This is a genomic window from Sphingobium sp. V4 (genome assembly GCF_029590555.1).
GTDB lineage: Bacteria > Pseudomonadota > Alphaproteobacteria > Sphingomonadales > Sphingomonadaceae > Sphingobium.
On sequence record NZ_CP081001.1, the window covers coordinates 2,078,112 to 2,101,390 of the forward strand.

Sequence of the window (23,279 nt, forward strand, 5' to 3'; positions counted from 1 at the left end):
GGGGGCTTATGATCCGGCGAAAGGGCGAAACGCATATTGGCGTCATCAAACTAGCATGACTAGGCTTTCCTTTCGCCGATCACACGTTATATGGCGGTCCGCGTCGACGATCCGTCGACCCTGCTGGGGCGTAGCCAAGCGGTAAGGCAGCGGTTTTTGGTACCGCCATGCGGAGGTTCGAATCCTCCCGCCCCAGCCAGTTTCCCGACCATCCTTCCGCCACCTTGCCCTCCCCGCGACGCTGGCCTAAAGGCTCGGCTCATGCCCGACATCTTCATTCCCGACGCGTCGCCCCAGTCCCCCGGACCGGAGTTGACCGGCAAGGCGCTGTTCCCGCATCGGCACCTGCTTTCGATCGCCGATCTCAAACCCTGGGAAATCCGCTTCCTGCTCGATGAGGCCGAACATTGGGCGCAGGCCAACAAAGGCCGCGCGCGCAAGCATGATGACCGGCTGGCGGGCATGACCCAGATCAACGCCTTCTTCGAAAACAGCACCCGCACATTGCTGTCGTTCGAGATCGCCGGCAAGCGGATGGGCGCCGATGTCGTCAACATGCACGCGGGCCAGTCCAGCGTGAAGAAGGGCGAGACGCTGATCGACACCGCCATGACCCTGAACGCCATGGCCGCCGACGTCATCGTCATCCGCCATGCCAGTTCAGGCGCGGTGGCGCTGATCGCGGACAAGGTCGACTGCCCGGTCCTCAATGCGGGCGACGGCTGGCACCAGCACCCGACCCAGGCGCTGCTCGACGCGCTCACCATCCGCCGCCGCAAGGGCGGGTTCGAAGGACTGGTGGTCGCCATCTGCGGCGACGTGCTGCACAGCCGCGTGGCGCGTTCGAACATGCTCTGCCTCGCCGCGCTGGGCGCGCAGGTGCGCGCGGTCGCCCCGCCCACGCTGCTGCCGCCGGAGGTAGAGATGCTGGGCGCGACACCCTATACCCGCATGGACGACGGGCTGGATGGCGCCGACGTGGTAATGATGCTGCGCCTCCAGAACGAGCGTATGGATGGCGCCTTCATCCCGTCGGCCCGTGAATATCATGCCCTCTACGGCCTGACCCCCGAGCGGCTCGCCATTGCGAAACCCGACGCGCTGGTCATGCACCCCGGCCCCATGAACCGGGGCGTGGAGATCAGCAGCACCGTGGCCGACCATCCCGAACGATCGGCGATCACCGAGCAGGTGGCGATGGGCGTCGCGGTACGCATGGCCTGTCTGGACGTGCTGACGCGCGGTGCGCGCGGCGTGGAGGGATGGGCTTGACCATCTCGACGAACAAGCTGGAGGGATGAGCTTGATGGCTCCGAACAATTCTTCTCGTCCTTGCCGCCTGCGCGGGGATGACCTTGTCCATAAGAGGTGCGGCGCGTGACGAAGATCGCCATCATCAACGGCCAGCTGGCCGATCCGGCGGCCGATGCGCTCACGCCCGGCGCCGTGCTGATCGAAGGCGACCGGATCGTCGCCAGCGGCGCGATCCACGTCCCATCCGATGCAGAACAGGTGGATGCGCAGGGGCTGGTGGTCGCGCCCGGCCTGATCGACCTCGGCGTCTTCGCCACCGACAAGCCGGCCTTCCATTTCGGCGGCATCACCCGCGCGGCGCTGATGCCCGACCAGCGCGCCCCGCTGGACGAGGTTGGCCTGATCCGGCAGGCGGCGCGCGCGGGCAAGCCCGATTTCTGGGTCCACCCGATCGCGGCGGCGACTCGTGGCCTTCAGGGTGCCGAAATGGCGGAGATCGGCCTGATGCAGGCGGCGGGCGCGAAGGCAGTCGGCACCGGCCGCCAGTGGATCGCCGATTCGGGCGTGATGCTGCGCGTCCTGTCCTATGCCAGCGGCCTCGGCCTTACCCTGATCGCCCATGCCGAGGATAGCGGCCTGACCGCCAAGGCCGTGGCGACCAGCGGCGAGACCGCGACGCGCCTCGGCCTGCCCCATGCCCCGGCCTGCGCCGAAGCGATGGCGATCGCGCGCGACATCATGCTGGTGCGCGAAACCGGCGCGTCGATCCATTTCCGGCTGGTGACGACGAAGGCGGGTTTCGACCTGATCCGCGCGGCCAAGGCGGAGGGACTGAAGGTCACCTGCGGCATCAGCCCCGCCTATCTTTTCCTCAACGATCAGGCGGCGACCGACTTTCGGACCTTCGCCCGCCTGTCGCCGCCGCTGCGGTCCGAAACCGACCGGCAGGCCAGCCTGGCCGCGGTCGCCGACGGGACGGTCGATGTCATTACCTCCAGCCACGACCCGCGCGGGCCGGAAGACAAGCGCCTGCCCTTCGCCGACGCCGCGCCCGGCATGGCGGGGGCGGAAACACTGCTGGCCCTGTCGCTCAACCTGGTGCGCGACGGGCATGTGACGATCAACCGGCTGATGACGCTGCTCTGCGCCAATCCGGCGCGCATCCTGGGCGTCAATGCCGGCAGCTTCGCTGCGGGGAGCGCCGCCGACCTGATCTTCATCGATCCCGACACGCCCTGGATCGTGGATTCGGGCAAGATGGCGGCCGCCGCGGGCAATACGCCCTTCGACCGGCTGCCGGTGCAGGGCCGCGCGCGGCGGATCATGAAGGGCGGCGCATTCCTTTAGCCGCTTTCCCGGGTGAGAATAGGGGCGGCCTGACGGATCAGCCGCCCGCCACCCTCATCCCAGTATGAAGTCGACCCCCGCCTTGGCGTGGATGCTGGTGCAGTCGTAGATCGGCACGACATTGGCCTTCACGTCGACGATCAGTTCCAGTTCGGTGCAGGCCAGCACCACCGCCTGCACATGCTGCTTGGCGATGTCGGTCAGTTCCGACTTCATATAGCGCTCGGACTCGCGGCTGATCTTGCCCACGGTCAGTTCGTCATAGACGATGCGGTCGATCCGCTCCGCCATCTCCATGTCGGGCGGCAGCAGCGACACGCCATGCGCGACCAGCCGCTGGCGGTAGAATTTCTCCACCATCACGTTGCGCGTGCCGATCAACGCCGCTTTCTCGACGCCGTCCGCCTGCATCTTCTTCCCCACCCGCTCGGCGATATGGAGGATGGGGATGCCGACCGCGCTCTGCACCCGGTCGTAGACACGGTGCATACTGTTGGCGCAGATCAGCAGCGCACCCGCGCCCGCCGTCTCCAGCCGGCGGGCCGCGTCGATCAGCTTGACGGCGGCATTGTCCCAATCCTCTTCGGTCGCGCAGCCGGCGACGGACGCGAAGTCGAGACTTTCGATCAGCAGCGGCGCACTGTGCTGGCCGCCCAGCGCGCGATGCACGGCCTTGTTGATGATCTCATAATAGCGGGCGGTGGAGGTCCAGCTGAGACCGCCGATCAGGCCAAGCTTGTGCATATGTTCCCCGCAATCCCCGACATGAAAAAGAGACGGACGGGCGCCCCGCCCTGCCGTCCCTTCATGGTTAAGGGAAGCGATGCTTAGTGGGCAAGCCCCTTCACGATCTCCTCGACCATCTTCTTGGCGTCGGCCAGCAGCATCATGGTGTTGTCCATGTAGAAGACCTCATTGTCGACGCCGGCATAGCCCGCGCCGCCCATGGAGCGCTTCACGAACAGCACCGACTTGGCGTTGGCCACGTCCAGGATCGGCATCCCGTAGATGGGCGACGTCTTGTCGGTCTTGGCCGCCGGGTTGGTCACGTCGTTGGCGCCGATGACGAAGGCGACGTCGGCCTGGCCGAACTCGCTGTTGATGTCCTCCAGTTCGAACACTTCGTCATAGGGGACGTTCGCTTCGGCCAGCAGCACGTTCATATGGCCGGGCATACGGCCCGCGACCGGGTGGATCGCATATTTGACGCTGACGCCTTCCTTCTTGAGCAGGTCGCCCATCTCGCGCAGCGCGTGCTGCGCCTGGCTGACCGCCATGCCGTAGCCCGGCACGATGATGACGCTGTCCGCCTGTTTCATCAGGAACGCCGCGTCTTCGGCGCTGCCGCGCTTGTAGGGACGATCGACCGCCGCCGCGCCGCCGCCCGACGGGCCGCTTTCCGCGCCGAAGCCGCCGGCGATCACGCTGATGAAGCTGCGGTTCATCGCCTTGCACATGATGTAGGAGAGGATCGCACCCGAACTGCCCACCAGCGCGCCGGTGATGATCATCGCGGTATTGCCCAGGGTGAAGCCCATGGCGGCGGCGGCCCAGCCCGAATAGCTGTTCAGCATCGACACCACGACCGGCATGTCCGCGCCGCCGATCGGGATGATCAGCAGGAAGCCGATGACGAAGCTGAGCGCGGTCACGGTCCAGAAGATCCAGGGCGACTGGTCGGTCACGAAATAGGCGATGAGGCCCAGGATCGCGGCCAACGTGCCCAGGTTGATGATATGGCGGCCGGGCAGCATGATCGGCTTGCCCGACATGTTGCCGTTGAGCTTGAGGAAGGCGATGACCGACCCGGAGAAGGTGATCGCGCCGATCGCGACGCCCAGCCCCATCTCGATCCGGCTGGCATTGTGGATCTCGTCCGTCAGCGGATCGAGAATGCCGAAGGCGCCGGGATTGAGATAGGCGGCAGCGCCCACCAGCACGGCGGCCATGCCGACGAGGCTGTGGAAGGCGGCGACGAGTTGCGGCATCGCCGTCATCGCGATCCGCCGGGCGATCAGGAAGCCGATGCCGCCGCCAACGATGATGGCGCCGACGATCTCGGGCAGGCTGACCACATCATGGGTGTAAAGCGTGGTCACGACCGCGATGGCCATGCCGACCATGCCCATGCGGTTGCCGCGTCGGCTGGTGGCGGGGCTGGACAGCCCGCGCAGCGCCAGGATGAAGAGGATGCCGGCGATCAGATAGGCGAGCGCCACGAAGGGAGAGACAGGAGCCAGCTCGTGCATCACTTGCGCTCCTTCTTCTTGTACATCGCCAACATGCGTTCCGTGACCGCGAAGCCACCGAAGATGTTGACCGATGCGAAGACCACCGCGACCAGCCCCAACACCTTCGCCGCAATGCTGCCCGCCTCCGCCGACGCGACCAGCGCGCCGACGATGATGACCGAGGAAATGGCGTTGGTGACCGCCATCAGCGGCGTGTGGAGCGCGGGCGTCACCGACCAGACCACATAATAGCCGACGAAGCACGCCAGCACGAAAATCGACAGGATGGAAATGAAGTCCATCGTTCCTACTCCCTGTTCGTCCCGCCTCGCTGCGACCGGACGTTCCCGCGCGGCCCGCCCCCTCGGCAGACCCACGCCCCTATAGTCAGTTCGGGACCAAGCCCGCGATCAACTTGACAGCAACCGCTCGTTCACCACTTTCCCGCCCTGCGTAAGGCGGATCGCGTTGCCGATTTCCTCGTCCAGCACCGGGGCATTCTTGTCCTTGTCCCAGAAGGCCGACAGGAAATTATAGAGGTTGCGCGAGAAGAGCGCCGAGGCGTCGGTCGCGAGTCGGGAGGGCACGTTGCGATGACCCACGATCCGGACGCCGTGGCGCTCGACCACTTCGCCCGCTACAGCGCCCTCGACATTGCCGCCCTGCTCGACCGCCAGGTCGACTATCACGCTGCCGGGTTTCATCGTCGCGATCTGCGCGTCGGTGATGAGGCGCGGCGCAGGACGGCCTGGGATCAGGGCGGTGGTGATGACGATGTCCTGCTTGGCAATATGGGCCGACACCAGTTCGGCCTGCGCGGCTTTATATTCGTCGGACATTTCGGTGGCATAGCCGCCGCTGCCCTCGCCCTCGATGCCCGCGACCTTCTCCACGAAGATCGCCTTGGCGCCGAGCGATTCAATCTGCTCCCTGGTCGCAGCGCGGACGTCGGTAGCGGACACCTGCGCGCCCAGACGCCGCGCGGTGGCGATCGCCTGGAGGCCCGCGACGCCCACGCCCATGATGAAGGCCTTGGCCGCCGACACAGTGCCGGCCGCCGTCATCATCATCGGGAAGGCCTTGCCATATTCGGCGGCGGCATCGAGCACCGCCTTGTAACCGGACAGGTTCGACTGGGACGAGAGAATATCCATCGACTGGGCGCGGGTGATGCGGGGCATGAACTCCATCGCCAGAGCCTCGAACCCGGCTGCCGCATAGGCATCGACCCGCGCGCGCTCGCCAAAGGGGTTGAGCCCCGCCGCGATCCAGGCGCCAGACTTCGCACCGGCCAGGCTTTCGGGCGCCGGTCCCTGCACGCCCAGGATGATGTCCGCGCCCGCGACCGTCGCGCCCCGATCGGCCACCGCCGCGCCCGCCGCCGCATAGTCGGCGTCGGCGATCGACGCCGTCAGCCCGGCGCCGGCCTCGACGGCGACATCGGCGCCCAGCGCCTTGAACTTCTTAACCGTCTCGGGCGTCGCGGCGACCCGTCGTTCGCCCGCCGCCTGTTCTTTCACGATTGCTATTTTCATGTTGTCGCACCCCTCCCGGTCACGATCGTCAGTTCAGCCCGAAATCAGCAGCACCACGATAGCCGCCACGATCACGCTGGCGATGGTTCCCCACTTCATCAGGCCGACAAAACCATGATAGGTTTCGTTCGCGCTCTGGATATGTCCTTCGTTCGACATATTCGCTCCTCTTCCTGTGCTTTTCGCGGCCCACCTCTTATCCTGTCACCTCCCCCCCCTCAACCCGGCGACCGACAAGAAAATCTTTCGCAGTTAAGCACGCCTTTACCGCTGTCCCTTAGCGTCGGTCGCCTGTTGCATTTGAGGGGTAGAGATGGCGCGCGACGGCGTACCGATGCTGATGCTGATCGACGACGAGCCGGCTCAACGGCGACTCGTTTCCGCCCTCGCATCCCGCGCCGGATGGCGCACCATCTTCGCGCAGGACGGCGAAACCGCCATCGCGATGCTGGGAACGCAGGACGGGATGCGGCTCGACGCCATCATCCTCGACCAGTGGAGCCCCGATTTCGACCCCTCCGGCCTGATCCGCGAGATTCGCGCACGGCGCCCGGCGCTCCCCATACTGGTCCTGACCGCGCATAATCATGTCTCCAGCGCCGTCGACGCCATGCGCGCCGGCGCGACAGATTATCTTTCCAAGCCGATCGCGCCCGAACGGCTGCTCGCCGCGCTGAACGCCACGGTCGCCGAAGGCGGCGCGACCGGCGAACTGCGCCCCCTGACAGAGAAGATCAGCGCGCCCCTCTCCTTCGAGGATGTGGTCGGCGCCGCGCCCCAGTTTCGCGCCGCCCTCGCCATTGCGGCCAAGGCGGCGCGCGCCCGCGTACCCGTGCTGATCGAAGGGGAAAGCGGTGTCGGCAAGGATGTGATCGCGCGCGCGATCCACGCCGCCTCGCCCCGTCACAAGCAGGCGATGGTGACCGTCAATTGCGGCGCCATTCCGACCAACCTGGTCGAATCGGAACTGTTCGGCCATGAACGCGGCGCCTTCACCGGCGCCTTCGACCGGCATGTCGGCAAGTTCGTAGCGGCCGACATGGGCACGATCTTCCTCGACGAAGTCAGCGAGATGTCGCTCGACGCGCAGGTGAAGCTGTTGCGCGTGCTCCAAGACGGCGAAGTGCAGCCGATCGGCGCCCGTCGCCCGGTGCATGTCGATGTGCGCGTGATCGCCGCCACGAACCGGCGACTCGCCGAAGAGATAGAAGCCGGTCGCTTCCGCGAGGATCTTTATTATCGCCTCAACGTCGTCCAGCTGACCGTTCCGCCGCTGCGGGAGCGGATGGGGGACATACCGGCACTCTGCCGCCATCTGCTCGCCCGCATCGCGACCCAGCCGGGCCTGCGCAGCCTGGGCCTCACCGACGATGCGCTCTCGCTGCTGATGCAGCATCCCTGGCCGGGCAATGTCCGCCAGTTGCAGAACGCCCTCTTCCGCGCCGCCGTGCTGTGCGAGGGCGATGCGCTCACCCCGCTCGACTTCCCCCAGATCGCGGTGCAGATCCGCGCCGGAGAGGTTGCGGATCGCATCGCCGCACGCCCGCGCGCGATCACCCCGCCCCATCGCGACGGCGCGGGCATCACCCTGTTCGAGGGCGACGGCCATGTCCGCCAGCTGGCGGAGATCGAAGCCGACGTCATCCGTCTGGCGATCGGCCATTATCGCGGTCGCATGACCGAAGTCGCGCGGCGGCTGGGCATCGGCCGGTCCACCCTCTACCGCAAGCTCGCCGAACTGGGCATCGACAGCGCCGCCTGACCGTGTGCGGCGTTGAATTCTGCCCCCGCCTATGCTTTGGACGGGGCATGAAACATGTCGCCCTCGCCGCCTGCCTGCCCATCCTGCTGCTTGCCGCCTGCGGTCGCACCGAACCCGTCGCGGATATGCCGACCCAGGAGGAACTGGCCGCCGCCGCCAATGCCGCGGCCGCCAATGCGATCGCCAGCCAGCAGCAGGACGATGCGCCGGAAAGCCGCAACTATGTGAATGTCGAACGGGGCTTCTCGATCACCCTTCCCGAAGGCTGGGTGATGGACAAGAGTGCAAGCACGGCCGATGGCATCGTCTATCAGGACCCCGGCGCCGGGGCCGACGTGCGTGTCTTCTGGCAGAAGAATGACGGCGACCAGACGTTGCAGCAGATCGTGGAGTCGGTCAGCAACGGCGCGGAAGGCGTGGATGGCGATTTCGTCGGCGACAATGAATATCGGGGAACCGCCAATGACGGCGAAGGCAATAATGTCGCCATACGCCTGCTCAGGCAGCCCGACGGTTCGATCGTGACGGCCACCTTCGTCTATCCCGAAATGCTGAGCGAACAATATCAGGGCATTGCCGACCGGCTGCTGACCAGCCTGCGCATCTTTGCGCCCCGCGACCAGGCCGAAGCGGCCGCCGGCGCGCCCGGCAATGCCGCCAACGCCGTCGCCGCCCCCTGATCCCGCTCAGCGCGCGACCTCCGCTTCCCGCAGATCGCGCGTTTCGGTGAGCGCCCTTGGTCCCAGCGTGAGTTCACGGGTCTGTTCCTCGACCAGCCCGCTCCGCGTCGAAAGACCATAGCGCACCGCCACCTGCACGCCGTCCCCTGCCAGCCTTTCTTCCAGCAGGACCTTTTCGCCCTGGCGGTCCTCCATCCGCAGCACGCCTTCGACATTGACCGGGCGCCCCAGCGGCGATCCCGCCATGGTACGCACGCCACGCCCGGCCGCCCCGTCCTCGACATCACCCCCGGCGAACAGGAACAGCGGCAGATATTCGCCGGCCAGCAGCGCCAGCCGTCCTTCGGCGGACAGGCCGGTGAAAAGCGCCTTCACCGCGCTGGCGGCGCGGTGTCGCGGCGATCCCGGATCGAAACCCTCCAGCATCCGCTCCTGCCCCTGGCTCACCACCGCCCAGACGTTGTCGATGTCGTCAAGCGCGATGATCCTGCCCCTGGCGTCCAGGCGGAAGGCCATCTCCACATCGATGAGCGGCGTCAGTGCGGCGCGGAAGGATTCGGTTGCGGCGGACGGCGCGTCACTGTCGATCTTTCGCAGCGTGGCGCGCAGCACATAGCCTTCGCCCGCCCGCTCGAACCGGAGGCGGCGCGTGGCGGAAAAACGGCTCTTCTGCCCGTCGACGGTGCGATCCTGCTCGATCCGGTAGACCAGGTCGCGCCCGACCGGCGGGACGAAGGGAATGGCGACCTTCTCCGCAGCCGCCGGCTGCGCCAGGATAATGCACAGCGCCGCCATGCCCCATATTCTCATCGCGTCTGCTCCCCGATCCAGCCGGCAAAAGCGGCCGAAGCCCGCGCATCCATCTGGATGATGGCGGGCCGTTCATAGTCGTGCAATTCGGCCAGCCGCGCCTGCAAGGCTGCGCCCTGCGCGACGCCGGTCTTGAACAGGACAGGGATCTCGGCCGCCTGTTCGATCCTGCCCTTCCATTCATAGATCGAGGTGCAGGGCGCGCCGATATTGGCGCAAGCCGCCAGTTTCTCCTCGACGATCTGGCGCGCCACGCGCCGGGCGTCCTCGGCTGATCCGAACAGCGTATAGACCAGCATGATCGCCTCGCTCATGCGCCGGGCCGTCCGATGGCATGGGCTCCCCAGGCGGCCGACGCCACCACCAGCGCACCCACCGCCTGGTGCAACACCGCCAGCGGCAGCGCGATCCCGCTGACCACCGTGGCGATGCCGAGCAACACCTGCGTTCCCACCGTGGCGTTGATGGCAATCGACGCGCCGCGATGCCCCGCCCGCCTGGCGCGCCGCGCCAGCAGGACCAGCAACGCCGCCACAACCCAGGCCCACCAGCGATGGATGAAGTGGACCAGATAGGGATCGGAGGAAAGCGTCGACCAGAAGGACCCCATCCAGCTGATCCCATCCGGCACCAGATAGTCGTTCATCAAGGGCCAGGTGCTGGAGACATAACCGGCATCCAGCCCCGCGGTGAAGGCCCCGAACAGGAGCTGCACGAACAGAGCGGTCAGTGCGAGCATCGCGAGGAGCCGCAGCCGTGCCGGCCGCGCTGCCCGATTGCGCGTCAGCGCCAGCAGGTCGAGCGCGGTCCAGATCAGGCCGCCGATGATGAAGAGCGCGGTCAGCAGGTGCACCGCCAGCCGATAATGGCTGACATCGGTGCGTACCGACAGGCCCGACTTGACCATCCACCAGCCGATCGCCCCCTGCAGCCCGCCCAGCGCCAGCAACGCGACGAGCCGCCAGCCATAACCGGCCGGAATCGCACGCTTCCATGCGAACCAGGCCAGCGGCAGGGCGAAGGCGATGCCGATCAGCCGTCCCAGCAGCCGGTGCGCCCATTCCCAGAAGAAGATGAACTGGAAATCGCCCAGACTCATGCCCCGGTTGATCTCCCGATATTCGGGGATCTGCTGGTAGAGGCGGAACGCCTCCATCCACTGGTCATGGGTCAGCGGCGGGATGGCACCGGTGATCGGCTTCCACTGGGTGATGGACAGTCCGGATTCGGTCAGGCGGGTGATGCCGCCCACCACCACCATGCAGAAGACCAGCGCGGCCACGGCGAGCAGCCAGCGAGCGATGGCGCGCGGCGCGGGCCGGGAGGACGAGCGAAAGGCGGATCCAGTCATCGGCGGTGTCATGCGCGCGCGCCTTGTCCGTTTCAAGAGTGCAGATGAGGACAAAAGGTCCGGGGGCGCACGCGCGGTGGAAACAATTGCGCACATGGACGTATCGGATCGACGATCTCAACGATAATATAGAGATGAGGATGAACCCCGTGTCCGGATTAGCCGAGAGAATCGCCGCGCAGGGACCGCTGGGCAAGCTCACCGCGGCCCTCGACGGCGCGTCGCCGCTCGGGCCGGTCGACGGCTGGTCGCCCATCCTCGTTTCCACAGTCCAGCTGATGCTGTCATCCCGGGCGGAAATCGTGCTCTTCTGGGGGCAGCAGCTCTGCGCCCTGTACAATGATGCCTATGCGCCCACCATCGGCGACAAACATCCGCATGCGCTGGGGCGTCCGGCGCGGGACGGCTGGGCCGAACTGTGGGACGATCTGGGGCCGTTGCTGCAATCGGTGCTGGAGCAGGGCAAGACGATCCACGCCAAGGATCGCCCCTTCTATATCGAACGCGACAAGGGACGCGGGGAGGAAGTGTTTTTCGACATTTCCTATTCGCCCGTGTTCGAAGCGGACGGCTCGATCGGCGGCGTGTTATGCATCGTCAGTGAAACCACGCGCCGCGTCCTGGCCGAGCGGCAGACGACAGCCGAGCGCGATCGGCTCTGGTCGCTGGCCCGCGACCCTTTCCTGATCACCGACACGAATGGCATCTGGCTCGCCGCCAGCCCGGCCTGGAGCGACATATTAGGCTGGCCGCTCGACCAGTTGGTGGGGAGCGACGCCCGATGGATCGAGCATCCCGACGACATCGCCCGGACGCGCGCGCAATTGGGCGACATCCTGTCCGGTGACGCGTCGCCCCGATACGAAAACCGCTACCGGACCACAGACGGTCTGTACCGCACCTTCAGCTGGACCTCCGTTCTTGACGGGGACCGTATCTATTGCGTCGCCCGCGACGTCACCGAGCATCGCGCCGAAGCCCGCGCCCGCGCCGAGGCCGAGGCCGCGCTGCGCCAGGCGCAGAAGATGGAAACGCTGGGCCAGTTGACCGGCGGGGTCGCGCACGACTTCAACAATCTGCTCCAGGTCGTCACCGGCAATCTGGAACTGCTGCAACGCAGCCTGCCGACGGACCCGCCGCGCCTCAAACGGGCCGCGGACAATGCCATGGCCGGAGCGGAGCGCGCGGCGATCCTGACCCAGCGCCTGCTCGCCTTCTCCCGCCGCCAGCCGCTCAGTCCGCAGCCCATGGACCCCAACCGGCTGATCGCCGGCATGTCCGATCTGTTCCAGCGGACACTGGGCGAGACGATAGAGGTCCGCAGCGTGCCGCAGGAGGGTGCCTGGACGATCGAGGTCGACCACAACCAGATGGAGAATGCGCTGCTCAACCTGGCGGTCAATGCGCGCGACGCGATGCCGGGCGGCGGCAAACTCGACATCGAAATAGACAATATCGAGATCGATTCCGCGCAGGCCGTGCGCGACGGCGAGATGCCGCCCGGCCAATATGTGCGGATCAGCCTGTCCGATAGCGGCGCGGGCATGGACGCCGACACGCTGCGCCATGCGGTCGAGCCATTCTTCACCACCAAGGATGTCGGGCGCGGCACGGGCCTGGGCCTGTCCATGGTCTATGGCTTCATCAAACAATCTGGCGGCCATTTGCAGGTCTATTCCGAACCCGGCCAGGGCACCTGCGTCAAGCTCTACCTGCCCCGCCATCATGGCGTGCCGCCGGTCGAGAACAGCGACGAGCCTACCCCTCCACAGACGATCGGCGGCACGGAGACGATCCTGCTGTGCGAGGATGACGACAATGTGCGCGCCTATTCGGCCGCTGTTCTGCGCGATCTGGGCTATCGGGTGGTGGAGGCCGGCGATGCAGCGCAGGCGCTCGGCGCGCTCGGCATCGCGACGCACCCGATTGACCTGCTCTTCACCGATGTCGTGCTGCCCGGCGGCATGAGCGGCGCCGATCTTGCCCGCGAAGCGCATATCCGCGCCCCGGACCTCAAGATCCTCTTCACCACCGGCTATGCCCGCAACGCCATCATCCACCAAGGTCGGCTCGAGGCGGGCGTCGAACTGCTCACAAAGCCGTTCACCTATTCCGAACTGGCGGCGAAGGTGCGCGCCATGCTGGACCGCCATCCGGGCCAGGCGGATCAGCGGCCCTGATCCGCCGCGCCTTGTCGTGCCGAATTTCCGCCTTTTCCGCGCCATGCATCCTTGAAATAGTATTTGTATGAGTATATCGGAGAGGCGAGCGCGCATAAGCGCCCCGTCTTTTTCGTCAGGATGCCCCAATGAGCGATTCGCCCAAGACTGCCCCCAAGCTGCGCAGCCGCGCCTGGTTCGACAACCCCGACAATATCGACATGACCTCGCTCTATCTGGAGCGCTACCTGAATTTCGGCTTGAGCCTTGAGGAACTGCGTAGCGGCAAGCCGATCATCGGCATCGCCCAGACCGGCAGCGACCTCAGCCCCTGTAACCGCCACCATATCGTGCTGGCCGAACGTATGCGCGAAGGTATCCGCGAAATGGGCGGCATCGCGCTGGAATTTCCGGTCCATCCGATCCAGGAAACCGGCAAGCGCCCGACCGCCGGCCTCGACCGCAACCTCGCCTATCTGGGCCTGGTCGAAGCCATTTACGGCTACCCGCTGGACGGCGTCATCCTGACCACCGGCTGCGACAAGACCACGCCCGCGCTGCTGATGGCGGCCGCCACCGTCAACATTCCCGCGATCGCCCTGTCGGTCGGCCCGATGCTGAACGGATGGCACAAGGGTGAGCGCACCGGGTCGGGCACGATCGTGTGGCATGGCCGCCAGTTGCTGGCCGCCGGAAAGATCGATGAGGAAGGTTTCATCAAGCTCGTCGCCTCCTCCGCGCCCTCGACCGGCTATTGCAACACCATGGGCACGGCATCGACCATGAACAGCCTCGCCGAAGCGCTGGGCATGATGCTGCCCGGTTCGGCGGCGATCCCCGCCCCCTATCGCGACCGTCAGGAAGCCGCCTACCGCACCGGCAAGCGCATCGTCGAAATGGTGCATGAGGATCTCAAGCCCTCCGACATCATGACGCTCGATGCCTTCCACAATGCCATCCTCGTCAATTCGGCGATCGGCGGGTCGACCAACGCGCCGATCCACCTCGCCGCCATCGCCCGCCACATGGGCGTCGACCTGCCGCTCAAGGATTGGGAGACGGTCGGGCACAAGGTGCCGCTGCTGGTGAACCTCCAGCCCGCAGGCGAATATCTGGGCGAGGATTATTATCGCGCCGGCGGCGTCCCCGCCGTCGTCAGCCAGTTGATCGAACAGGGGCTGATCCGCGAAGGCGCGATGACCGTCAATGGCAAAACCATGGGCGAAAATTGCAAGGGCGTGGAGATCGAGGATGAAAAGGTCATCCGCCCCTTTGGCCAGCCGCTCAAGGAAGAGGCCGGCTTCCTGGTCCTGTCAGGCAATCTTTTCGACGCCGCGGTCATGAAGACCAGCGTCATCAGCGAGGAATTCCGTCAGCGCTACCTGTCCAACCCCGACGATCCGGAGGCCTTTGAAGGCCCGGCGGTCGTGTTCGACGGGCCGGAGGATTACCATCACCGGATCGACGATCCGGCGACCGGCATCACCGCCGACACCTTGCTGTTCATGCGCGGCGCCGGCCCGATCGGCTATCCGGGCGCGGCGGAAGTCGTGAACATGCGTCCGCCCGCCTATCTCATCACCGAAGGCGTCAGCGCCCTGCCCTGCATCGGCGACGGCCGCCAGTCGGGCACCAGCGGCAGCCCTTCGATCCTGAACGCCTCGCCCGAAGCGGCGGCGATGGGCGGTCTTGCCCTGCTGGAAACCGGCGATCGGGTCCGCATGGACTTGAAGGCCGGCACGGTGAACGTGCTGATTTCGGACGAGGAACTGGAAGCGCGCCGGGCCAGGCTGGTCGCCGAGGGCGGGTATAAATATCCGGCTTCGCAGACCCCGTGGCAGGAAATCCAGCGCTCGGTCGTCGGCCAGATGAACACCGGCGCGATCCTGGAGGGCGCGGAGAAATATCAGCGTATCGCCCAGACCATGGGCCTGCCGCGCGACAACCATTGATATCGGCACCGAGCCATTGAATCAGGCGGGGCGGCACGCCATCTGACGGCCGCCCCATCCTCCCGATTTTTGCATCGCTTGTGCCGGAAAACGAACCGTCCTTTCCCGGCGCGATCGTCTAGCCAGACCTTTCTGAACCCCTTCAGGAGAAGACCATGTTCAACGGAGCCATCCTCATCGGCGCGAGCGAGCGCCAAGGCGGCGAGCCTTTCTACGCCATAAACCCGGCCACCGGCGCGAAGGGCGATGTCGCCTTCTCCAGCGCCATGCCCGCTGAAGTCGAGGAAGCCGCCGCGCTGGCCGACGCCGCGTTCGAAAGCTTCTCCACCCTGTCGCCCGAAGCCCGCGCAACCTTCATGGAAAGCGTCGCCGACAATATCGTCGCGATCGGCGACCTGCTGATCGAAACCGCCATGGCCGAAACCGGCCTGCCGCGCGCCCGCCTGGAAGGCGAGCGTGGCCGCACCGTCGGCCAGCTGCGCCTGTTCGCTTCCTATGTGCGCCTGGGCGACTGGCTGGACGCCACCATCGACAAGGCGCTGCCGGAGCGCGCGCCACTGCCGCGCGCGGACCTGCGCCGCGTCAACCATTCGGTCGGCCCCGTGGCCGTGTTCGGCGCGTCCAACTTCCCGCTCGCCTTCTCGGTCGCGGGTGGTGACACCGCCGCTGCCTTCGCCGCCGGCTCGCCCGTCGTCGTCAAGGGCCACAGCGCCCACCCCGGCACCGGCGAACTGGTCGCCCGCGCCATCCAGGCGGCGGTCAAGAGCTGCGGCCTGCATGAAGGCGTCTTCTCCTACCTGCCGGGCAACAACCGCGCGCTGGGCGGTTCGCTTGTCGCCGATCCCCGGATCAAGGCGGTCGGCTTCACCGGCTCGCGCGGTGGCGGCACGGCGCTGATGAAGATCGCCGCCGAACGCCCTGAACCGATCCCGGTCTATGCCGAGATGTCGTCGATCAACCCGGTCGTTCTGCTGCCCGGCGCCCTTGCTTCGCGCGCCGAAGCGATGGGCACCGCGTTCGTCGGTTCGCTGACCATGGGTTCGGGCCAGTTCTGCACCAACCCCGGCCTGGTGATCGCGCTCGACGGCCCGGATCTCGACACGTTCGTTGCCGCCGCCGCTGCCGCCCTGTCGGGCGCCGCGCCGCAGGTCATGCTGACGCCGGGCATCCACGACGCCTATGAAAAGGGCGTGGCCGCCCTCGCCGGCGCGCCAGGCGTCACCACCGTCGCCCGCGGCACCGATCCGGAAGGCTGCAACCGTGGCCAGGCCGCCTTCTTCTCGACCGACAGCGCGACCTTCTCGTCCAACCCGGTCCTCGCCGAAGAAGTGTTCGGTTCGTCGTCCGTGCTCATCCGCTGCTCCAGCATCGAAGAGATCATCGCGACCATCGCCGGCCTGGAAGGCCAGCTGACCGCAACGCTCCAGATCGGCGAAGGCGATGAAGGCGACGCGGCGAAGCTGCTGCCTACCCTGTCGCGGAAGGTGGGTCGCATCCTGACCAACGGCTGGCCCACCGGCGTCGAAGTGACCCATGCTATGGTCCATGGCGGTCCCTTCCCGTCGACGGCCGACGGCCGTTCGACATCGGTCGGCACGCTGGCGATGATGCGCTTCCTGCGCCCCGTCTGCTATCAGGACGTGCCCGACGCGCTGCTGCCCGCCGCGCTTCAGGACGCCAACCCCTGGGGCCTGACGCGCCGCATCGAAGGCAAGCTGGAAGTCGCAGCATGACGATCCGGGCAGGTCTGGTAGGCCTCGGCAAGATCGCGCGCGACCAGCATCTGCCCGCGATTCTGAAGGTCGACGGCATCGATCTGGTCGCCGTCGCCAGCCGCAACGCGCAGGGCGAGGGGGTGAATAACTACCCCGACCTCGGCGCGATGCTGGCGGGCGAGCCGGACCTCGATGCCGTCATCCTCTGTCAGCCGCCGCAGGTCCGTTATTCTGCGGCCCGGCAGGCGTTGCTGGCAGGCAAGCATGTCTTCCTGGAAAAGCCGCCGGGCGCGACCGTTTCCGAAGTGGAGGCGCTGACCGCCCTCGCCAAGGCGCAGGGGGTCACGCTCTATGCCAGCTGGCACAGCCGCTACGCCGCCGCCGTGGCGCAGGCCAAGGGCTGGATCGCCGAACGGACGATCCGGCGCATTTCGATCCAGTGGCGCGAGGATGTCCGCCACTGGCATCCCGGCCAGCCCTGGATCTGGGAAGCGGGCGGCTTCGGCGTGTTCGATCCTGGCATCAACGCCCTGTCGATCCTGACCGAGATCGTGCCCGAACCCGTCACCGTCCTTTCCGCCAGCCTCGAGGTGCCGGAAAACAAGGACGCGCCGATCGGTGCGACCCTGGCCATGGCGACGGCGTCCGGCGCGCCGATCGACACCGTGTTCGACTGGCGCCAGACCGGCCCGCAGACCTGGGACATCGCGGTCGAGACCGACACGGGCAGCCTGCTCCTGTCCGAGGGCGGCAACACGCTGCGGCTCGACGGCGAGGTGCAGCTGAAGGCGCCGGACGAGGAATATCCGGCCATGTATCGCCGTTTCGTCGGCCTGGTGGCGGACAAGGCGATCGACGCCGACACGGCGCCGCTGCGGCTGGTGGCGGATGCCTTCCTTTGCGGACGGCATTGCCCTACGGCTGCTTTCGAGGATTGATTTACAGGAGGCAGGATTGGGGAGCGAGCGCAAGGACGGACCGGAACGCAAGTTCGGATCGGACGAAAGCTCGCTCCGCATCCATCAGGCGATCGCCCGCGATCTGGGCACCGCCATATTGACCGGAAAGCACAAGCCGGGCGACCTGTTCGAGGGCGAGATCGAGGCTGCCGAGCGCCTCCATGTCTCCCGCACCGCCTATCGCGAGGCAGTGCGTATCCTGATCGCCAAGGGGATGCTGGAAAGCCGCCCCAAGGCCGGCACCCGTGTGCTGCCGCGCGCACGCTGGAACGTGCTGGACCCCGAAATGCTCGCCTGGATGTTCGCGGGCGAGCCGGACAGGGACTTCATCCGCGACCTGTTCGAACTGCGCGGCGTGATCGAGCCGGCGGCGGCCGAATTCGCCGCCCGCCGTCGCACCGACGGACAACTGGCGATCATGGACGCGGCCCTGGCGGAAATGGAGCGCTATGGCCTCTCCACCCCCGAAGGCCGGGCCGCCGACCAGCGTTTCCATAACGCGATCCTGGCCGCCACGCATAATGATGCGCTGGAGGCGCTGGCCAGTTCGGTGGGAGCCGCGGTCAGCTGGACCACCACCTTCAAGCATCGCAAGAAGCTGTTGCCGCGCGACCCGCTGCCCGACCACCAGGCCGTCCACCGCGCCATCGCCGCCCGCGACACGGCGGCGGCGCGCAACGCCATGGCGGAACTGCTGCGGCTTGCGCTGGCGGACATGGACATCGCCCTGTCAGAATAGGCGATCAGTTCATCCGTCCCCTGCAAGGAGCGGATGGACGTCCCTAAATCTGCACCAGATGCGCGACATCCTTCGCGCTTTCGTCGGCGATACTGCCCTGGCGGATGATCCGGCCATTCTGCATCGCGCTGTAGCGGTCGGCGAAGCGCCAGACGAAATCGAGATATTGTTCCACCACCAGCACCGTCATGCCCAGTTCGTCGCGGACATGGACCAGCGCCGCCTCGATCTGCTGCACGACATTGGGCTGGATGCCCTCGGTCGGCTCGTCGAGCAGCAACAGGCTCGGCTCCCCGGCCAGCGCCCGGCCGATGGCAAGCTGCTGCTGTTCCCCGCCCGACAGGAAGCCTGCCGCACGGGTTCGGATGTCCCAGAGCTTCGGGAAAAGATCGAAGATATGCTGCGGCACCTTCGCCGACCCTCTGCCCCGTCCGGCGAGCGCGGACAGGCCGGTCTCCAGATTTTCCATGACGGTCAGCTGCGGGAAGACATGGCGGCCCTGCGGCACGAAGCCGATGCCGGCGCGCGACCGCTTGTGCGCGGGGAAGCTGCCAATGTCCTGCCCGTCGAATCGGATCGTGCCGCCGACCGCCGGGCGTGTGCCCATGATCGCATGTAGCAAGGTCGTCTTGCCGACGCCGTTGCGGCCGATCAGTGCCATCACCTGCCCCCGCTCCAGCGTCAGGTCGACGTCCCACAGCACCTGGCTCTGGCCATAGGCGCTCGACAGGGCGGTGATTTCGATCAGCGGCGCGCTCATGCGGTATGGCCCAGATAGACGGCGGCGACTTCCGGGTCGGCGCGGACCTCGGCGATGCTGCCCTGCTTGAGGAACTTGCCCTGGTGCATGACGGTGACGGGGGCGGCGAGTTGTTCGACGAAGCTCATGTCATGGTCGATGACGAGGACGGTCCGGCTGACGCCGAGGCCATGGATCAGTTCCGCCGTGCGGCTGGTTTCCGCCGGGCCCATGCCCGCGGTCGGCTCGTCCAGCAGCAGCAGTTGCGCGCCGGTCGCCACGACCATCGCGATCTCCAGCCATTGTTTCTCGCCATGGGCGAGCGTCCCTGCCTCTACCCCGGCCCTGTGGGTCAGGCCGACGCTATCGAGCGCTTCCTCCACCGCCTGGCGTTCCTCCGCCGGGATGCCGGTGCCCAGGCTCTTCCACCAGCGCCGGTCGCGCCGTGCGGCCAGCGCCAGATTGTCGCGCACACTCAAGGTCGGCAGCACGCCGGGCGCCTGGAACTTGCGGCAGATGCCGCGCGCGACGATCTGCTGTTCGGGCAGGCGCTGAATCTCCTCGCCCCTGAAGATCACGCGGCCGGTGCTGGGGCGCACCCGGCCGATAATCGTGTCGCAGAGCGTCGACTTGCCCGCGCCATTGGGGCCGATCACCACGCGGGTCTCGCCCCGGTTGAGCGTCATGCTGAAATTGTCGAGCGCCTTGAAGCCGCTATAGTCGATAGTCACGCCATCGACGCTGAGCAGCAGGTCGGAAACGGCCGAACCGCTCATGCCGCCCTCCCCTTCGCGAGGCCCGCAAGACCCTGCGGCAACAGGGTAACGACGAAGATGAAGAGCGCGCCCATCAGGTAGAGCCACAGTTCCGGGAAGGCGCTCGATACCGCGTCGCGCGCAAGGTTGACCAGCAGGGCGCCGGCGATCGCGCCGGCCAGGCTGTAGCGCCCGCCGATCGCCACCCACACCACCATCTCGATCGAGGGCACGACACCGATCAGCGCGGGCGAGACGACGCCGGCATGGAGGGTGAAGAGCGCGCCGCCGATCCCGGCCAGCATCGCTGCGATCGCGAAGGCGACGACCTTGAAGGGCGTGGGGCTATAGCCAAGGAAGCGGACGCGATTTTCGCCATCGCGCGCAGCGCGGAGCAATATGCCGAAGCGCGAGCCGAGCAGCCAGCGCAGGCCGACGAAAGCCGCGCAGAGGATCGCCAGCGTCACCCAATAGAGGGTCGAGCCGGTGCCGGGGCTGGCAAGGCCCACGCCGAAGACCGAATAGAAGTCGGTGAGGCCGTTGAAGCCGCCGGTCACATCCTGCCGGCTGATGATGAGGGTGGAAAAGGCCAGCGCCAGCGCCTGGGTGATGAGCGCGAAATAGGTGCCGCCCACCCGCCGGTGGAACACGGCCCAGGAAAAGAGCGCGCCCGCCAGCGTGGGCACGATCAGGATCGCGGCGATGGTGAACAGGGGACTTGCGAACGGTTCCCACCAGAAGGGCAGGCTGTCCCGGCCGCTCCAGACCATGAAGTCGGGAATCTCGCCCTGCGGCAGATCGGCCAGCTTCATGTGCAGGGCGATGGCATAGCCGCCAAGGCCGAAAAAGACCCCCTGCCCGAGGCTTAATATGCCGCCATGCCCCCAGATGAGGACGAGGCCGAGCGCGAGGATGCCCATCGCCATGAAGCGCGCGAGCAGGTTGAGGTCATAGGCTGACAGGGCGAAGGGCGCGATAAGTCCCAGCGCCAGCAGCGCCCAAGGCAGGAACGGCTTTATCGGATCGAGGCGGGAGAGGTCAGGCATCGAGCTGGCGGGTCTTTACGGCGATCACGCCTTGCGGGCGGACCTGGATGAAGAGGATGACGAAGACGAGCAGCAGCATCTGTGCGACGCTGACATCGACGAAAATCTGCGCGAGCGCGGCGAACAGGCCGAGGATGATCGCGGACGCCGTCGTGCCCACGATGCTGCCGAGGCCGCCCATCACCACGACCAGGAAGGCCGGGATGATGTAGCTTTGCCCGACATTGGGCGTGACCGGGCCGAGCAGGGCCAGCATGACGCCGGCAAGCCCCGCGACGCCCGAGCCAAGGCAGAAGATGGTGAAGTCGACGCGCCTGACGTCGATGCCGCAGGCGGACGCCATCATCCGGTCCTGATTGACGGCCCTGACCAGCAGGCCGATCCGGGTCTTGAGCAGCAGCAGCGCAAGGCCGCCCAGCACCAGCGCGGCGATGAGGATTATGAAAAGTCGCGCTGACGGAAGCGTGACTCCCGCCAGGGTAAAGCTGCCCGTCAGCCATTCGGGCGCGCGCACCTCCACGCCGATCGCGCCGAACAGGTCGCGCGCGCCCTGTTGCAGGATCAGGCTGACGCCCCATGTCGCGAGCAAGGTATCGAGCGGGCGCGCGGACAGACGGCGGATCAGGGTCGACTGTATGAGGCCACCCATCGCCGCCGCGCCGACGAAGGCGACCGGAATGGCGAGGAGGATGCCCGCCGCGCCGGGCACGACGAGCAAGGTCATCCAGGCGAGATAACCGCCCAGCATCAGCATCTCGCCATGCGCCATGTTGATGACGCGCATCAGGCCGAAGGACAGCGCCAGCCCCAGCGCCGCCAGCAGATAGAGCGAGGCCAGCGAAGCGCCGTTGAACAGCTGGTTGAGGAAAAGGGCGTCCATGATCTATGTTTCCGTTCGCCCCGAGCGAAGTCGAAGGGCCTGCCAGAGCGAAGCGAAGGCATCTCGCTCCATCCGATAAAGGAGTTCGGCAGGCTCAGTCCGAACAGGGGTTCGGGGCATCGTTACAGCTTGCAGCTCTTGCCGGGGAAGGCGAGCGCGTCATAGGGTTCGGGCGCGATGTCCTTGCCGCTGTCGGCGATGATCTCGAACTGGCCGTCGCCCTTCAGCTTGCCGATATAGGCCTTCTGCACCAGGCTCTGGTTGGCGGCGAAGCTGACCGTGCCCATCGGCGTGTCGAAGCCGCCGAGCGTGGCCGCGGCCTTGCGCACGGCATCGGGATCGAAGCTCTTGGCCTTCTCCACCGCCGCCTTCCACGCGTAGACGTCGAGATAGCCATGGACCATCGGGTCGGTGATCGCGGCATCCTTGCCGAATTTCGCCTGATAGGCGGCGATGAACCTGGCGTTCGCATCCCCGGGCAGGCTCTGGAAATAATTCCAGGCGGCATAGCTGCCCTCGACCAGCGCCGCGCCCATCGCCTTGGCTTCCTGCTCGCCGATGGAGAAGGACATGACCGGCATGGTCTTGGTGCTGATGCCGGCCGCCTGCAACTGCTTGAAGAAGGCGACGTTGCTGTCGCCGTTCAGCGTGTTGATGATGATCGCCGGCTTGGCCTGTGCGATTTTCGCAATGACCCCGGAAAAGTCGGTGCCGCCCAGCGGCACATAGGCTTCGCCCAGCACCTTCATCCCGCCCTTCTCGATATGCTTCTTCAGGATCAGGTTGGCGGTGCGGGGATAGACATAGTCGGACCCGACCAGGAAGAAGCTCTTGTGACCCTGCGCCACTGCCCATTCTAGTGCCGGCAGCGCCTGCTGGTTGGGCTGCGCCCCCGAATACATGATGTTGGGCGAACATTCATTGCCCTCGAACTGCACCGGATACCAGAGCAGGTTCTTGGTCCGCTCGAACACCGGCAGCATCGCCTTGCGGCTGGCGGAGGTCCAGCCGCCGAACACGGTGGAAACGCCGTCGCTCTCGATCAGCTTCGACGCCTTCTGCGCGAAGGTGGAGGGATCGGACGCGCCATCCTCGACCAGGGCGTTGATCTTCTTGCCCATTACGCCGCCGGCCGCATTGATCTCCTCGATCGCCAGCATCTCGGCATTTTTCACCGTGATCTCGCTGATCGCCATCGTGCCCGTCAGCGACTGGAGCACGCCCACCGAGACGCTGTCGCCAGCGGGGGCGCCGGCATTGCCGCCGCCGCCCGAACAGGAGGCCAGCGCCAAGGCACCGGCAGTGGTGGCAAGCAAGAGCAGCTTGGAACGGATCATGATGTGAATGTCTCCCCTGGCTGGCCAC

Annotated in this window: 22 protein-coding genes and 1 tRNA gene; 10 read left to right on the top strand and 13 right to left on the bottom strand. The window is 66.5% G+C overall.

All coding sequences use genetic code 11. The features are described from left to right. Window positions 1-124 precede the first annotated feature (124 nt). From K3M67_RS10340 to K3M67_RS10350, 3 genes are all read left to right on the top strand, one after another. Window positions 125-199, top strand: a tRNA-Gln gene (locus K3M67_RS10340). Between the two features lie 62 nt (window positions 200-261). Then, on the top strand, window positions 262-1,272 hold the full coding sequence (locus K3M67_RS10345) for an aspartate carbamoyltransferase catalytic subunit (RefSeq protein ID WP_285831431.1): 1,011 nt from the start codon (window positions 262-264) through the stop codon (window positions 1,270-1,272). Between the two features lie 105 nt (window positions 1,273-1,377). Next, on the top strand, window positions 1,378-2,601 hold the full coding sequence (locus tag K3M67_RS10350; protein ID WP_066858108.1) for a dihydroorotase: 1,224 nt from the start codon (window positions 1,378-1,380) through the stop codon (window positions 2,599-2,601). A 54-nt stretch (window positions 2,602-2,655) separates the two neighbouring features. Here the strand turns inward: K3M67_RS10350 and K3M67_RS10355 are convergent, their stop codons facing one another. The 5 genes from K3M67_RS10355 to K3M67_RS10375 form a co-directional block, all read right to left on the bottom strand. Continuing rightward, entirely contained in the window at window positions 2,656-3,345 is a 690-nt protein-coding gene (locus K3M67_RS10355; protein ID WP_066858105.1) for an aspartate/glutamate racemase family protein, read from the bottom strand. Between the two features lie 83 nt (window positions 3,346-3,428). Then, entirely contained in the window at window positions 3,429-4,850 is a 1,422-nt protein-coding gene (locus K3M67_RS10360; RefSeq protein WP_066857941.1) for an NAD(P)(+) transhydrogenase (Re/Si-specific) subunit beta, read from the bottom strand. Further along, window positions 4,850-5,134 (bottom strand): NAD(P) transhydrogenase subunit alpha part 2, encoded by a 285-nt coding sequence (locus K3M67_RS10365; RefSeq protein WP_066857938.1) that lies wholly within the window; start codon window positions 5,132-5,134, stop codon window positions 4,850-4,852. The genes K3M67_RS10360 and K3M67_RS10365 overlap by 1 nt, the downstream gene beginning before the upstream one ends. A gap of 108 nt (window positions 5,135-5,242) precedes the next feature. Further along, window positions 5,243-6,367, bottom strand: coding sequence for an NAD(P) transhydrogenase subunit alpha (locus K3M67_RS10370; RefSeq protein ID WP_285831432.1), 1,125 nt, complete (start codon window positions 6,365-6,367; stop codon window positions 5,243-5,245). Between the two features lie 33 nt (window positions 6,368-6,400). Further along, on the bottom strand, window positions 6,401-6,526 hold the full coding sequence (locus K3M67_RS10375) for an aa3-type cytochrome c oxidase subunit IV (RefSeq protein ID WP_066857932.1): 126 nt from the start codon (window positions 6,524-6,526) through the stop codon (window positions 6,401-6,403). A 154-nt stretch (window positions 6,527-6,680) separates the two neighbouring features. Between K3M67_RS10375 and K3M67_RS10380 the strand changes: the two genes are divergently transcribed. Together K3M67_RS10380 and K3M67_RS10385 are read left to right on the top strand one after the other, a co-directional pair. Beyond that, window positions 6,681-8,129 carry a sigma-54-dependent transcriptional regulator gene (locus tag K3M67_RS10380; protein ID WP_066857929.1) on the top strand — a complete coding sequence of 483 codons (1,449 nt, stop codon included), beginning with the start codon at window positions 6,681-6,683 and terminating at the stop codon, window positions 8,127-8,129. A 47-nt stretch (window positions 8,130-8,176) separates the two neighbouring features. Further along, on the top strand, window positions 8,177-8,809 hold the full coding sequence (locus K3M67_RS10385; RefSeq protein ID WP_285831433.1) for a hypothetical protein: 633 nt from the start codon (window positions 8,177-8,179) through the stop codon (window positions 8,807-8,809). 6 nt (window positions 8,810-8,815) lie between these two features. Here K3M67_RS10385 and K3M67_RS10390 read toward each other — a convergent pair whose 3' ends face one another. Genes K3M67_RS10390 through K3M67_RS10400 form a run of 3 tightly spaced genes read right to left on the bottom strand, consistent with a single transcriptional unit; the run spans window position 8,816 to window position 10,970 of the window. Further along, window positions 8,816-9,619, bottom strand: coding sequence for a hypothetical protein (locus K3M67_RS10390; RefSeq protein ID WP_285831434.1), 804 nt, complete (start codon window positions 9,617-9,619; stop codon window positions 8,816-8,818). After that, window positions 9,616-9,933 carry a divalent-cation tolerance protein CutA gene (gene cutA / locus K3M67_RS10395; protein ID WP_066857919.1) on the bottom strand — a complete coding sequence of 106 codons (318 nt, stop codon included), beginning with the start codon at window positions 9,931-9,933 and terminating at the stop codon, window positions 9,616-9,618. Before cutA ends, K3M67_RS10390 begins: the two co-directional genes overlap by 4 nt. Beyond that, on the bottom strand, window positions 9,930-10,970 hold the full coding sequence (locus tag K3M67_RS10400; RefSeq protein WP_285831435.1) for a COX15/CtaA family protein: 1,041 nt from the start codon (window positions 10,968-10,970) through the stop codon (window positions 9,930-9,932). The genes cutA and K3M67_RS10400 overlap by 4 nt, the downstream gene beginning before the upstream one ends. A gap of 140 nt (window positions 10,971-11,110) precedes the next feature. Between K3M67_RS10400 and K3M67_RS10405 the strand changes: the two genes are divergently transcribed. The 5 genes from K3M67_RS10405 (at window position 11,111) to K3M67_RS10425 (ending at window position 18,494) form a co-directional block, all read left to right on the top strand. Continuing rightward, complete coding sequence (locus K3M67_RS10405) at window positions 11,111-13,150, top strand: hybrid sensor histidine kinase/response regulator (RefSeq protein ID WP_285831436.1); 2,040 nt, start codon at window positions 11,111-11,113, stop codon at window positions 13,148-13,150. A gap of 128 nt (window positions 13,151-13,278) precedes the next feature. Beyond that, window positions 13,279-15,081, top strand: a complete 1,803-nt coding sequence (locus K3M67_RS10410; protein ID WP_066857910.1) for an IlvD/Edd family dehydratase — start codon at window positions 13,279-13,281, stop codon at window positions 15,079-15,081. Window positions 15,082-15,236: 155 nt separating this feature from the next. Further along, window positions 15,237-16,814, top strand: coding sequence for an aldehyde dehydrogenase (NADP(+)) (locus tag K3M67_RS10415; protein WP_285831437.1), 1,578 nt, complete (start codon window positions 15,237-15,239; stop codon window positions 16,812-16,814). Further along, window positions 16,811-17,734, top strand: a complete 924-nt coding sequence (locus tag K3M67_RS10420; RefSeq protein ID WP_285831438.1) for a Gfo/Idh/MocA family protein — start codon at window positions 16,811-16,813, stop codon at window positions 17,732-17,734. The genes K3M67_RS10415 and K3M67_RS10420 overlap by 4 nt, the downstream gene beginning before the upstream one ends. Before the next feature lie 16 nt (window positions 17,735-17,750). After that, window positions 17,751-18,494, top strand: coding sequence for a FadR/GntR family transcriptional regulator (locus K3M67_RS10425; protein ID WP_066857901.1), 744 nt, complete (start codon window positions 17,751-17,753; stop codon window positions 18,492-18,494). Between the two features lie 43 nt (window positions 18,495-18,537). On the opposite strand, the gene urtE is transcribed toward K3M67_RS10425, so the two are convergent. From urtE to urtA, 5 genes are all read right to left on the bottom strand, one after another. Next, complete coding sequence (urtE, locus tag K3M67_RS10430; RefSeq protein ID WP_285831439.1) at window positions 18,538-19,254, bottom strand: urea ABC transporter ATP-binding subunit UrtE; 717 nt, start codon at window positions 19,252-19,254, stop codon at window positions 18,538-18,540. Beyond that, the gene (gene urtD / locus K3M67_RS10435; protein ID WP_066857895.1) at window positions 19,251-20,009 is read right to left on the bottom strand and encodes an urea ABC transporter ATP-binding protein UrtD; all 759 of its coding nucleotides are present in this window, start codon (window positions 20,007-20,009) and stop codon (window positions 19,251-19,253) included. The genes urtE and urtD overlap by 4 nt, the downstream gene beginning before the upstream one ends. Further along, a complete protein-coding gene (gene urtC / locus K3M67_RS10440) occupies window positions 20,006-21,034 on the bottom strand; it encodes an urea ABC transporter permease subunit UrtC (RefSeq protein ID WP_285831440.1) in 1,029 nt (342 codons plus the stop codon). The genes urtD and urtC overlap by 4 nt, the downstream gene beginning before the upstream one ends. Continuing rightward, window positions 21,027-21,914: an urea ABC transporter permease subunit UrtB gene (gene urtB / locus K3M67_RS10445; RefSeq protein ID WP_066857892.1), complete on the bottom strand. Its 888-nt coding sequence runs from the start codon at window positions 21,912-21,914 to the stop codon at window positions 21,027-21,029. Before urtB ends, urtC begins: the two co-directional genes overlap by 8 nt. A gap of 122 nt (window positions 21,915-22,036) precedes the next feature. Beyond that, a complete protein-coding gene (gene urtA / locus K3M67_RS10450; protein WP_066857889.1) occupies window positions 22,037-23,251 on the bottom strand; it encodes an urea ABC transporter substrate-binding protein in 1,215 nt (404 codons plus the stop codon). Window positions 23,252-23,279 lie beyond the last annotated feature (28 nt).